Origin of the sequence: Zhouia spongiae, from assembly GCF_022760175.1 — a bacterium.
In the GTDB taxonomy this organism is placed as follows: domain Bacteria; phylum Bacteroidota; class Bacteroidia; order Flavobacteriales; family Flavobacteriaceae; genus Zhouia; species Zhouia spongiae.
Window position 1 is genome coordinate 102,457 of record NZ_CP094326.1, and the last position, 13,452, is coordinate 115,908.

At 38.1% G+C, this 13,452-nt stretch carries 13 protein-coding genes; 1 reads left to right on the plus strand and 12 read right to left on the minus strand.

Annotation, left to right across the window (positions count from 1 at the left end):
- Positions 1-3 precede the first annotated feature (3 nt).
- A complete protein-coding gene (locus MQE36_RS00435) occupies positions 4-939 on the minus strand; it encodes a ClpXP adapter SpxH family protein (protein ID WP_242937243.1) in 936 nt (311 codons plus the stop codon).
- 483 nt (positions 940-1,422) lie between these two features.
- On the opposite strand from MQE36_RS00435, the gene MQE36_RS00440 reads away from it, so the two are divergent.
- Positions 1,423-1,806: a winged helix-turn-helix transcriptional regulator gene (locus MQE36_RS00440; protein ID WP_242937244.1), complete on the plus strand. Its 384-nt coding sequence runs from the start codon at positions 1,423-1,425 to the stop codon at positions 1,804-1,806.
- Positions 1,807-2,027: 221 nt separating this feature from the next.
- On the opposite strand, the gene MQE36_RS00445 is transcribed toward MQE36_RS00440, so the two are convergent.
- From MQE36_RS00445 to mnmA, 11 genes are all read right to left on the minus strand, one after another.
- Positions 2,028-2,267 (minus strand): hypothetical protein, encoded by a 240-nt coding sequence (locus MQE36_RS00445; RefSeq protein ID WP_242937245.1) that lies wholly within the window; start codon positions 2,265-2,267, stop codon positions 2,028-2,030.
- Positions 2,268-2,717: 450 nt separating this feature from the next.
- Complete coding sequence (locus MQE36_RS00450; protein ID WP_242937246.1) at positions 2,718-3,335, minus strand: DUF417 family protein; 618 nt, start codon at positions 3,333-3,335, stop codon at positions 2,718-2,720.
- Positions 3,336-3,409: 74 nt separating this feature from the next.
- Positions 3,410-4,213 carry a helix-turn-helix domain-containing protein gene (locus MQE36_RS00455; protein ID WP_242937247.1) on the minus strand — a complete coding sequence of 268 codons (804 nt, stop codon included), beginning with the start codon at positions 4,211-4,213 and terminating at the stop codon, positions 3,410-3,412.
- A 280-nt stretch (positions 4,214-4,493) separates the two neighbouring features.
- Positions 4,494-5,354: a hypothetical protein gene (locus tag MQE36_RS00460; RefSeq protein ID WP_242937248.1), complete on the minus strand. Its 861-nt coding sequence runs from the start codon at positions 5,352-5,354 to the stop codon at positions 4,494-4,496.
- Positions 5,351-6,022 carry a hypothetical protein gene (locus MQE36_RS00465; RefSeq protein ID WP_341461481.1) on the minus strand — a complete coding sequence of 224 codons (672 nt, stop codon included), beginning with the start codon at positions 6,020-6,022 and terminating at the stop codon, positions 5,351-5,353. The genes MQE36_RS00460 and MQE36_RS00465 overlap by 4 nt, the downstream gene beginning before the upstream one ends.
- A gap of 354 nt (positions 6,023-6,376) precedes the next feature.
- Complete coding sequence (locus MQE36_RS00470; protein ID WP_242937250.1) at positions 6,377-7,285, minus strand: zinc metalloprotease; 909 nt, start codon at positions 7,283-7,285, stop codon at positions 6,377-6,379.
- 175 nt (positions 7,286-7,460) lie between these two features.
- Complete coding sequence (locus tag MQE36_RS00475; protein WP_242937251.1) at positions 7,461-8,162, minus strand: porin family protein; 702 nt, start codon at positions 8,160-8,162, stop codon at positions 7,461-7,463.
- A 73-nt stretch (positions 8,163-8,235) separates the two neighbouring features.
- Positions 8,236-8,997 (minus strand): hypothetical protein, encoded by a 762-nt coding sequence (locus tag MQE36_RS00480; RefSeq protein ID WP_242937252.1) that lies wholly within the window; start codon positions 8,995-8,997, stop codon positions 8,236-8,238.
- A gap of 320 nt (positions 8,998-9,317) precedes the next feature.
- Complete coding sequence (locus tag MQE36_RS00485; protein ID WP_242937253.1) at positions 9,318-10,268, minus strand: NAD(P)H-dependent flavin oxidoreductase; 951 nt, start codon at positions 10,266-10,268, stop codon at positions 9,318-9,320.
- Positions 10,268-11,890 carry a S8 family serine peptidase gene (locus MQE36_RS00490; RefSeq protein ID WP_242937254.1) on the minus strand — a complete coding sequence of 541 codons (1,623 nt, stop codon included), beginning with the start codon at positions 11,888-11,890 and terminating at the stop codon, positions 10,268-10,270. The genes MQE36_RS00485 and MQE36_RS00490 overlap by 1 nt, the downstream gene beginning before the upstream one ends.
- A gap of 157 nt (positions 11,891-12,047) precedes the next feature.
- Positions 12,048-13,244 (minus strand): tRNA 2-thiouridine(34) synthase MnmA, encoded by a 1,197-nt coding sequence (gene mnmA / locus MQE36_RS00495; protein WP_242937255.1) that lies wholly within the window; start codon positions 13,242-13,244, stop codon positions 12,048-12,050.
- Positions 13,245-13,452 lie beyond the last annotated feature (208 nt).

Below are 13,452 nucleotides of genomic sequence, written 5' to 3' on the forward strand. Positions count from 1 at the left end.
ATGTTAATAGCTGTCATTTTTCAGCTTCCACATTCCTCCATTCTTTGTTGTTATTTTTCTTAATCTTCCATCAACCGCAAGTCCATCCAATAATTGTTCACTTCCGGTTCTTGACATCCCTGATAATTCTGAGAACTCCCGTGCTGTCAATGAGGGGTAATTGGCAAAAAGAGTTTCCCAATCTTTACTGTATTCACTTTTATTGATGTTTGGGAGGATCTTTAGAACAGCCGTTTCATAAAATGCGTACGCTTTTGAACCATAAACGACCTCTCTCTTATCCGGACTACCCATAAAGAACATGGTCGGGAAACCCCGCACTCCGAATTCCCCGGCTAATTTCAAATCTCCCTCAAACAACATTTTAGCTTTCCCTTCAAAGTCAGTCTTTAATTGCTCTACATCTAATCCTGTATTTCTCGCAGCAGTAGCAATGTGTGCCCATTTGGCTATATTTTTCTTTTTTAAGAAAACCATTTCACGCATTTCCCGTAAAAATAAAATAGCCGCATTTTGGTCTTGTAATTGAGCTGCTTTAAATGCAATCGAAGGCGGATAAGACGAATGAAGAGGGTCTTCCAACCAAACATCACCATCTATAGGCATATCGTAAAAGCTACTTACTTCATCCCAATGGTGTGCAACATCAGATGGTTTGCTGATCCCTCCGCTGTTATAGCTCCAATCAGGCAACAACCCACCCATTCTATACTCGATTTCGATATAATACCCATATTCAAGTTTTAGTTTCCGTAATTGCGGCTCTATACCCCAACAAGACGAACAAACAGGATCGGTAAAGTAAATTACTTTTATTTGCCCTCCTGTTGTCCTGGCTTTTCTTTCCGCTGATTCTACGGCCTCATTTCCTGGCATTTCACACATCCCTGTCTCAGGATCACATAATAGCCGATTTGTATTCGATGTTTCTTTATTCATATTGTTTTTTTATCAGAACTAACACCATTGTTTACTATATAGTTACTCCTATATTCTTATTCATAAAGATGTACCGATTAGCGCCCTACAATCTTTTTTATAAATTCCTTAAATGATTATTATATAATAGATCGGACACCTGATTTTATTGATTTTTCCTTTGTTTTAGGAAATAATGACACAAAACTATGGTAAACTAATTATAAATTTGCCACGACTTTCCTTTCGGAAAGTGCTTTCCAAAAGGAAAGCAAACTACCTCGGAGTAAGCTCACGAGAGGGCCAAGCGTAAAGAAAAGGCCTGATAAACCTTTTTAGCGATGGAGCCAGCTGGCGCATGGCAAAATATTTCGACGCAAGATCCCTGAAATTCCATTAGGAGCATTTCACAAGGGCAAGCATCGGAATTCCAGCGCTATCGGGATAAATCTCGATGATCGAGTAAATGAGTATATTAATAAGTTCGTTTATCAATGTGAATCAATGAAAAAGAAAGCAATAATTAATAATTCGCCTGCATGTCAGACAAAAATGCAGGCAATAAGAGATGCTATGAGTGTACTATCAGGAAAATGGAAATTTCATATTCTGGGAACACTGATTAAAGGTAGTAAATTAGGGTTCATGGATTTAATGAGAGAGGTAGATGGCATAGGATCAAAAATGCTATCCAAAGAATTACAAGATCTGGAAATGAACCATTTAATCAGCCGAACGGTTATGAATACGAAACCTGTAACTGTTGAATATTCAATTACTGAATACGGAAAAACACTTTCTCCTTTGATTGATGCCCTGGCTAATTGGGGAATAGAATATAGACAATCAGTTCACGGAAAAGAAGCATCCGGTTTTTGTCGCAGCTAAAGTAAACTACCCCGAAACTCTTCTCGTGTATGGACAAAACATTTCGACGCCAGCCCTATGAAATTCCGTTAGGAGTATTTCACAGAAACAAGCATCCAAGTTCCCGATAGCTATACGGGATCAATATCGAAGTTATCAGAATTACGATACCTAATTCTGTATTAACAGAAATCACATTTCTTCCACCCCCTATAGTTGTGTAGCATTTACTTTCCTTATTTTCAATTTTCCGGAGGTTCGATGTCTAATGGCAAAAATAGATTTTCAGTTGCAAAGTCAGGTACAGATATTCCTGTTGCGTTCACTAGAGTCCCGGATAAAACCTGCAACCCTATTTTCATATATTTAAAATCACCATTTAAAACTTTGCCTCCCGGCAAGTCCAGCACTGATGTAGTCCGGTCATCACTATAATAAACTTTAGTATAAGGTTCAGACGTGTACTTGCAAGGTGCTGTCATTATTAACAAATACCTTAAAGTAACATCCCGAAGTATTTTTCTCTTTTTTAACTACATATGTAGGGAAAAAATCTAACACTTTTTGATGAGTGCTTTTAATCAACCCTTTGTTAATAGCAATCCCAATAAGGACAGATAGAACACTCTTGGTATCACAATCACAAGCTATATGTAGGGTATCACTCTCTTTATAACCGTGAAAATAATTCTCTAAAACGACTTCATTATTTGAATAGAATTACAATTCCTGCAATATTGTCGTAATCCCGTTGTATGAGTTCTGTTAATTCCTTAGAAGGCATCTTGATCATATTTGACTCTTAAATTCAGGACATGTATAATCTCGATTACATGTAACAATCGCTCACACAAGTAACAGTTTAACTATACAATACTTTACAATCCTATTACTCCCAAATATATTAAAAACAACAACTGCTGGTTTAGAACTCAATTTGAACCATCACTGGTATTCATGATTTTTCTTGCACAGTCTGACGCTATCAACAAACCACCTGCCATCATAATAACATCTTTTAAAACCAATCTTCCTGCTCCCGATAAAAACGGGAAACCAAAATATGGCGTATCTGAATCACCTCCCAGATTAGGCACATAAACTTCAGGAGTTGTCACAAGAAATGATAAAGTTATTATCGACATCCCGAAAGTTAACAACCCTCCCCAAAGTCCGGTCTTTGGAAACCATATCCCCAAAAGAACTAATAACCCGATAATTACTATGACTGTACCTAATCCATATGAAAAAACATAAGTCCCATTCGATTTATGCCATTTAATATTTTCAGCCACCATCTTGCCTTCAGGGTTTTTATGTAATTGATACTGAGCTACAGTTTCCCCCTTTTCATTAACAGCCGTGTCTGCCGAATGTTTATAGAAGAAACTCATAAACGGACTGTTAGTTACAAATGACACAATACCGTCTGCCTCATACTGAAATGCTTTTAACCCCCCAATCCAGGCCATTACGATGAAAATGGCAATACGAATAAAGTGTATAAAACTTGATTGCAAATCACTTAATAAAACTAATAGTCTATCCATTATCAATATATTTTACAACAAAAATAAAAGCTGTATTTGGATGAAGAAATGGATAATAAAAGATGTATAATGGATTATTTTGCCACAATTGAAATCCCGACCTCTTCTCGAAATTGTGTCGGTGACAATCCGACTTCTCTTTTAAAATATCGACTGAAATAGTGCTCGTCATCAAAATTAAGCTCGGCAGCAATTTCCTTCACCGTTTTATGAGTAAGGTGTAATAACTTTTTAGCCTCTAAAACAACACGCTCCTGGATGAGCTGTGTGGGCGTTTTTTCAAACTGCTGCTTTATCTTTTTACTGAAGGAAGAAGTAGACATCGATAAAGCACAAGCATAAAAAGATGCGCTACGCTGATGTATGAAATGCTTTTCTAATAACCCCCGAAAGCTTAAAATCTGGCTATTAAATGGCTTCTGAATTAGAGAATTATCTATTTGTAATATTTTTTCTTTACTGCAAATTGCCAATATCAATTGTAAATAAGACTTAACAACTGAATCAGAAAATCGTTTATCACTTAAATTTTCCCTTGCCATTTTACCTGTCAACCCTTCTATCTCCGTAAATGTAACTTCATCAAGCAATATATAAGGCTGTAAATAAATGTTATTAAATAACAGGCCGTTGCAGGAAACCTCTTTTTTATGATACTCTATACAATAAAAATCACCATGAAATTCTATCTGCCTGACTTCCGAAGAGTAATTTCCCTCCCATTTCAGATTTTGATATGGCGATAAGAACAATATGGAATTCCGTTTAGCTTTGTAACTAACAAAGTTTACAGAAAATTTGGCCTCTTCTTTTAAAAAAAGTACAACGTATCTCGGAATATTAAAACTTTTGGCTTGCTTTAATTCTACTGTTAACAATATTACTGTTGGTTTAAAATTATTACAATGGTAAAATATAAAAATATTAAAAAGACTAAAGCATCATGTACTATATTTCAACAACACCTAAACACTCAATCCACTTAACCATACACCCTTTCCTCTAATCATCTTATTGATTACGTTCACATACATCACAATTCACCTCCAATAAAATCGATATCAATACGCTAAGGTACTATCCAGGGATGCTCAAGATCTGAAAATAAAACAATCGCCATATCTCATACCTCAACCTGTTTTGCCCTTATACACCGCCTTACATACGCTTCTTTATATTATACGTAAACTCAAGTACATTTAAATTCCATAAAGTCAATGATTGTGCTGCTGTAATCCTTCCGTTTGTATCACTGACTATTAATTTATCTTTAAAAGATTTAATATACTTGGTCCACACCCCCCCCTTTGAGTCATTCAGTAAGAAGTAAAATCCACTGTCACCAATTTTTCTGCCGGATGAAACCAATATCAACGCTCCGTTTGCTCCAACACTAGGTTCTAGTATAACGGTCGCATTTCCGTTAGGCAGTGGAAAGATTGCTTTAATACAAATTTTCCCATTTGGGATGACACACGTTTCATAAACACCTGAATATACTATTTGTCCATTAGCTTTATAGCTTCTTAACCATACAGTTCGCTTTATTTCACCGGTTTCTGGGTCTATCAAACTAATTATTTCATTCTTTAAAGTATTCGTATCATTCATTTTCCCCGCTGGAATGTTTAGCTGTTCAATACGATTACTGAATAATACTTTTAATAATGATCCAAATACTTTGAAAAAAGGATTCCACTTCACTTTAAGGTCAAGATAATAATTAGATGTGTTCTCATAAAAATCAATAATTGCTCCTGATAAGTTCATTACCTCTTTTTCAGATAAGCCTAGCGCTTCTACAGATTTAATCAATCCTCTGTTTTTACACCCTCTTTCAATAATTAAATTTTCTCGGGCTGCTAATTGATCAATAAAATTTGAACCTGTACCGCTTAAACTGCCAAATGGACCTAACAACCATTTATTTTGATTTGGAGTTATCCTCTTTCCAAAGGTTATAACCCACTGTTGAGTTATCCAGTCCTGAAATTTTTGAATCGGATAGGCAAACCTCATTGATGCTGTTGTATATTTAGATTGGGTATAAAGTTCCGTTGTCCCTGCCACTCTCCGGATTCTGAAAGTGGTTTGAACCGTAAAGTAGTAAATTCAAAATGAAAATCTTTGCGCGCTCTTTCTTTCATTGCCACGGAATGGCGTTCAGGCTTTGGCACGTGACTATGACCATGAACCATACTCAACATTTCTTCTTCTGTTTCCCATATAGAGAACGTAGAAACAACATTCGGAAATCTGATCGATGCCAGCGATAAGGTAGTTCCGGGATGGTCTCTGACAAGCTTTTCAACAGGCCTCCCCCAACGAATGAATCTCGGAATCTCAAACGGTCTCATTTTAGCAATTGTTATAGCTACAACCGCTGAATTCCGATTTTCAATTGCTACATTTTTTTCAGGAATCTCAAATTCACTATAATTTCCCCATTGTCTTAAAAAATCTAGACGGATATGCCACCCTTCATTCAAGATTCTTCCAAAGCTATCTTCTGCTAAAAAATCATCTATTGCTTTTTCATCTTCCCATTGAGCAAAAACAGCTATTTGCCCTAGTAAAAACCTTGAAGGAGAAACAAGAGCAGCACCTAATGTCATCAAAGTCGTATATTCTGAATGGATCAGCCCTTTAGTATATTTCGGTATCGGGTTTAAACATATTCCTTTCATACCTGATAAAAAAGTTACATCCGCCAAATGATAAGAGAACACACTCATTAACAATCCATTAATTTAAACACCAAAACACGACACAGTGGATGTGTGACAAGTCCTTAAAAAGCTTAAAATTAATATTTTCAATTTCGTATTTACAATTTTCTAAACTATGAAATTTATAGTCAATACCATTCATATCTGCCGTTCTATGCAAACTCGTAAATTCTACCTGGAGGTTTCAACAATAAAAAACTATATAATATAGCTGGACGCTATGTTACTTTTTTTTCCCTTATTCCGGTGGCACAACTAACTAAAGAAACTTATGGTCAGTCATTTTAAAAAAGACTTTTTCCTCTTTGTACTTCATCGTGTTATAACATCAGAACTTGTCAGGCTCTTTCTTCTTACGGCATTTTTCAGCACATGGCGCATCCGCGCAATCTGCCCTTTTGTAAATGTATTCATACATTTATCAGATGTCAGGTTCATATAGTTCGATACAGGAGCAGGCTGTCCGTCACAGGCTAATTGTGAATCATCACAATTAAAAAGCGGCCCTGCTACGGGAGGAGTATCTGCTACAAAATCATCTTGCTCCAGGCAGGGTTTTCCTTCAACATGCCCCCAAAGGTGATACAAACCGAGAAAGTGCCCCATTTCATGGGTGAGCGTTTTTCCCAGGTTATCATCATCAGTCGCACCCGATTTACCAAAATGATGTGCATTGATCATGATCCCGTCACCATTAACCTGCAACTCTTTTTCAAGTCCCGGCAGATCGGTAGTAGGCAAAGTTGCCAGTCCAAGATTTTCATTGGGATTAAAGCCTCCATATACCCAGATATTAATATACTTTTCCGGATCCCAGTATCCCAATTGAGGAAGCCAGTCGTGCATATGGTCATCATCTCCCTTATCAGGATTAACATCAAAATAATTAACCCGGCGTATCCCGTTTGTAGGATCGCCGTCAGGTGTTCTTTCCGCAAGTTTAAATCGAATAAAAGCATCATCACTATAAGGAAAATTATTCTCCCCCAAAGTTCCGGGAACCCTTCTGAAATCATCGTTCAACGACTCTATCTGCTCTTTAATACGTGCCGTAGATAAATTTGAACCTTCGCCTTCAGATTCCCCGGAATGTATCACATGAACCACCACCGGAAGTGTATACAATATTGATTCGTCAGGAGTCTCCGGCAATGTATCATTATTTTTGCTACAAGAGAATAACACCATTACTATAGCTAAATGCCAAAATTTATTTTTCATCTGCAATTTTAATTACTAATATGGCTGAGTACTGAACAAAATATAGCCCGGAAGACGAAAAAACACTCCCCCTCCATTTATTCATAGTCAACATTTTTTTTAAGTGATTGTTTTCATGACAATAGGACATATATGCTTTAGCAAACATACCCCGTACCTGTTTACACAGCCTGGCTTATAAATTATATGCAAGTCCCAGATTGAATACAAACGATTTAATATCATCGTCCCGTTTTATAAGTCCGGTATAAGACCGTAAGTTTAAAGATAGTTTTTCTGATAGCTTTTGGCCAATTCCCAGGCATACGCCAAAATCAAACGAATCTCCGTCCCGGATTACAAAACTGTCATCTTCCCCTTCTAACAATTCCTGCGATGAGCTTAACCGCCTGTCGACAATAATCCCGAATTGCGGTCCACTTTCGAGGTAAAAGTTTTTAGAAAGAAAAACTTTTATTGCCAACGGTACGGATATGGTCAATTCGTTAACTTCGTATGTAAAGTCATAGGTATTGGAGTTGGGCAGTCGGTTCCCGTTATAATCGAAGCTGGGAATATCCAGTCCCCCGATAAATATCCGGCTGCCATGAAGGGCAAAAAGCAGCTCGGGCTGAAACTCCAGTTTTTCCTCTAACGCAATGTTAAAGAATCCGCCTGCATAAAACCCAACCACATGTCGATACTCGGTTGATCTTTTATCAGGGACATATTTTCCATAATTAACACCTGCCTTTATACCAAAATTCGCCTTCTTGTCTTGTCCGTAAAAATCTGATATAATGAAGACTAGAAAGAAAATCATTAAGAGTTTCTGCATTTTAATCATCCGTTGCTTTTTCACATTGAGGATATCCGGCCATATTGCCATATTTATCATCTCGCGAATTTAGCAAATCTCTTACAATGATGACAGATAATTATGTCTAAACTTTCTTTAAGCACATCGTTAATTACACCACTCTATGAGCCAACAGTTGAAGAGCAAAATTTTTCTCTCCATTTAACTTGTATAAAACATTGGCTTCTTCTTTAAGAGCACTACAGCACAAAAACACAAAAGTCAGATGAACCGGTTCTTTAATTGAACTACAGTTTAACTGTATTGCCTCTGCTTCTCCTTCTTGCTTTGATAAATTAATGGGGGCACTTAAAGAAGTCCTGAACTTCATTTCCTCCAGATTAAGCCCCAGAAACAAAGCCCTGAACTCAATATGCGTAGCATTCTTTATCCCCGATCCAACAGACATAATTTCCTTAAGATCAACAACAGATTTATCATGGTCAAAAGCAATAGAAGCCCTGTAAAAATCTGAAGGTTTACTGTCGGGAGTGAATCTGAAATTCTCTAATAAATCCTTCCCCTCCGGATGTAACAAACCATTCTGAATAGTACGCTTACCATGCTCATTCATCAGGTCTTTGCTCATTATCACCTTGAAAATCCCTGCCATCCGCTGATATAAATAACCACGATCAAAATCCCGGAACAACATTTTAAAAGCATTATTAATCAGTATAGCCACATTTCTTGCCGTGCTGAACTCACTGTTATTTCTTCTGACCGGAGCCATCGTCGGACTCTTCTTATAATAATCTTTGGACATCTTCTCTTTCTTCTTTCTAATCACCAGTTCTTTTCTATGCTTGTATTTACATGCTGTTATATCTCCGATACTACCCCTGAACTTTAATACCCCCGTTAGTCTTGCCATATTATCTCTTATTTAGCGCTACAACAATATAAAGATAAAACTTACATAAACAAGTAATAAAACTTAATTTTAACATAGTTATCCCTATATAATCCCCATATTATCTTCATATTTTGCTTATAATATCCTCATTTGAATATATTTCATAGCCCATCCTAAAACCCGTTCTAAAATAACTGTACAGGTTACTCCCTTCTTTTTAGAACAGAAAAAAGCCATTCTTTAACAGAATGACTTTTTTTACCATAATAAGCCTTAGTAAATATTTTATACCGCCACAGGGATCAGGTTTTCTGATCAAACCTTATAAGTATCAGTCACTAAAAAACCGACAAATGTGGCACCGCATCAGTTGCTGTTTTAAACTCAGCCAACATATCAACAATAATTTGGGCCGCAGGTTTTATATCGTGGATCAGGCCCGAAATTTGCCCGATCTCCAATTCTCCCTCATCCAGATCACCTTCAAACATTCCCCGCTTTGCCCTGGCTCTTCCCAAAAGTTCTTTAAGCTCCTCTACAGAAGGTCCGGTTTGGTACAAAGCCTCTACATCCTGATAGAATTTATTCTTTAACATCCGCACAGGAGCCAGTTCTTTCAATGTTAATTTAGTATCACCTTCCTTGGCAGCGACTACCTGTTCCTTAAACTTCATATGAGAAGAAGCCTCCTCGCTAGCCACAAACCTGCTTCCTACCTGAACTGCATCAGCCCCTAAAACCATAGCTGCCAGCATCCCTCGTCCTGTAGCTATACCCCCGGCAGCAATTAAAGGAATCTTAACCTGCTCCTTTACCATCGGTATTAATGTAAATGTTGTCGTCTCTTCCCGTCCGTTATGCCCCCCGGCTTCAAAGCCCTCTGCCACCACGGCATCCACACCCGCTTCCTGGGCTTTCAAAGCAAATTTCACACTGCTCACCACATGAACGACCGTAATTCCTTTTTCTTTTAAAAACCCTGTATACGTCTTAGGGTTTCCTGCCGAAGTAAACACAATCTTCACTCCTTCCTCCATAATAATCTCCATGATTTTATCGATATCAGGATACAACATGGGTACATTAACTCCAAAAGGCTTGTCCGTGGCCTGTTTACATTTCCGTATATGTTCCCTGAGAACTTCAGGATACATCGACCCTGCCCCTATAATTCCCAATCCCCCGGCATTAGACACCGAAGAAGCCAGACGCCACCCACTGGCCCATATCATACCGGCCTGGATTACAGGGTATTGAATTTGAAATAACTTAGTAATTCTGTTTTGCATTACTGCTTGATTATTTTTAGTATTCTTTTTGTGTTCTTTGAAGATATTTTAGCAATATAAACACCACTGTTCAGATGTCCAATATTAACCTCATTATTTATTGATGATATTTTTTTACGGTAAACCCACTTTCCCAAAACATCGTAGAGATCAATATCGGCATAAAAGATATTTTCAGGAAAAACAACATGGAACTTTCCCTTTGTAGGATTAGGAAATATATTGAATTCTCCTGAATAGGCTTCCTCATTTAACGGTGCTGTCGTTACTAATAAAGAAAAATCGGGAATTCCATAGCCATATTCATTATTGGGATCATCAAACAAGTGACCACTTTGCCGGATCATCTTCATCATCTCCCTGTTGGACTTCGACAGGTTTGCCTGCCATAAGCATGCCGTTGCACCAGCCATAACGGGTGAAGAAAACGAAGTTCCGTTTAAAAAACGAATGGAATCATCCGGCAATACAATTGCAGTTCTGACGCCCCGTGCCATTACATCAGGTTTTATCTTTCCGCCGGTAGCAGGCCCAACTGAGCTAAAAGAAGCATAAGTCCCTTCCGCATCCACAGCCCCTACGGTCAGCCCGTCCACATCAGCAGGAGCCGTAATTACTTTCCAGTTACGATTGTTTCCTTCATTCCCGGCAGAAGTTACAACCAACATCCCTTTGTCCAATGCTATCTGTGCTCCTTTCGAAATAAAAGTCGTCTCTCCATCCATATCCCCTGGATGGTAATTATAATTAGGATTGTCAAACGTGCTATATCCCAATGATGTATTAAGGATATCAACACCCAAGCTGTCCGAAAGTTCGGCCGCTTCAACCCAATAACTCTCTTCTGCCGGGGTTTCCTGTCCGGCTTCTTCTGTCCGGAATAAAAAATAGCCCGCATCTGGTGCAGTTCCGACATACTCCCCCTCAATAAATGCTGCCATAACAGATAAAACCTGAGTTCCGTGGCTATTTTGATCGTAAGCAAAAACATCATGACTCCGGTTTACGAAATCATATCCGCCCAACAAATGATTATTGTTTCTCATATATTGGAAGGCCTTCATCGTATTCACTTTTGTAAACCCGGCATCTAAGACAGCGATCTGCATCCCCTTGCCGGTAAAACCGATACTATGTAATGCCTGAAGGTTTATCTGACCGTTTTGTGCTGTTGTTGCCCCGTAGTCATATAATACTTCCTCTTCAAATTTATTCTTATGGATTCCTTGATGCCGTTGCTCCTTTCTGCCAAGTCCTCCAGCATTAAATCGGGGGTCGGCAAAAAAGATATCGGCAACAAAATTAAAATCCGCCAATGTCCTGATGTTCTCTACTGAACCCAAAACATGTATGCAGTTAAACCATTTTGACCGGGCCTTAACGATTATGCCCTCCTGTTTTCTTATTGCAGAAACGTAATCATTATAAACAGGCACATCCCTTTCATCAATGGGAATTCCATGCAGTTTCTTTTTCGAAATACTCCGCTCTGAAAGTATTTTGACCGGATTGGTTAATAAATTGGCAGCATGTGGCTTATCGACAAAATACACCCTGGCATGTTCCTGAAAAGAAAACACTTTGAATGATATAAACAGAAAAATAAGTAATATCAGTCTCATAAACAAAAGTGTTTTATACCCCTCCTCAGAGAAACCCTGAGTATGTTTACAATACAATATGTGAATAAATCACATTGAGTGTATTCTCTGTACAGAGAGCGAAAATCAGCAGCACACTTTAACCCGGGCTCTCCTCAATATCAGCCGACTCATAAAATCACGAAATCACTCCGGAACCTATCAGTTCATCTTCAATATAAAAAGCAACGAACTGCCCTTCCGTAATAGCACTTTGAGGGTTTTCAAAATCTACATACAAACCTCCGTCTACCATATGAAGCACGGCCTTTTGCAATGGTTGTCTGTAACGGATACGCGCGTGTACCACTAACGATTCATCTGCCTGGAGCGACAAATCCTCACGTATCCAGTGTAACTCATCCATACTTACAAATAAAGTACGTCTGTACAAACCCGGATGATCTTTACCCTGCCCCGTATATATAATGTTTTCATCTACATCTGTTTCAATAACAAACAATGGTGCTACCGTACCACCCACACCAAGTCCCTTACGCTGTCCTTTTGTAAAATAATGTGCGCCCTGGTGTTTCCCTACGACCTTCCCGTCGGTTAATTCATACTGTGGTTTTCTGGCGTAAAATGACAATTCCTCTGTTTTATCTACAAACTCGGGAGTCTGCTCCTGGTATTTTTGACTCGCCGATGATACTTCGACAATAACTCCTTCTTTTGGCTTTAATTTCTGCTGAAGAAAATCAGGCAAACGAACTTTTCCTATAAAACAAAGTCCTTGAGAATCTTTTTTTCCTGCTGTTATCAGATCGTTCTCAGCAGCTATCCGACGTACTTCCGGTTTCAGCAAATCACCTATCGGGAATAAAGCCTTGCTCAACTGTTCCTGAGAAAGTTGACATAAGAAATACGACTGATCCTTGTTTCCATCCTTTCCAGCCAAAAGCCTGTATACTTCCCGGCCATCTTTTACAATAGTATCTTTTCTGCAATAATGTCCTGTTGCCACATAATCAGCACCAAGCCCGAGAGCGATCTTCATAAAGACATCAAACTTAATTTCCCGGTTACATAATACATCCGGATTAGGAGTCCTTCCCTTTTCGTACTCGTTAAACATATAATCTACGATGCGCTCTTTGTACTCCTCGCTCAGATCAACAGTTTGAAAAGGAATACCCAGCTTTTCCGCAACAATCATGGCATCGTTACTGTCTTCCAACCACGGGCATTCATTAGATATGGTAACCGTATCATCGTGCCAGTTTTTCATAAACAACCCGATAACATTGTATCCTTGTTCCTTTAAAAGATAAGCGGTAACACTGGAATCAACACCACCCGACAAACCTACTACAACTGTTTTATCTCTATTCATTTCAATATACTCCTATTAAGTTTCCTGAGTCGTCCGTAAACTTAAATCCTTTCACCAGATAAACCCAAAGAATTCAGAATACAAAATTAATAAAATTAAATTCTAAGCTTCATAATTATTCAGTTCCCTCAAAAACATACCGCCAAACGGCTTTAAAAAAATATTGTCTAACTTATTTATATTTTAATAAAACAATATAAAGTATCGA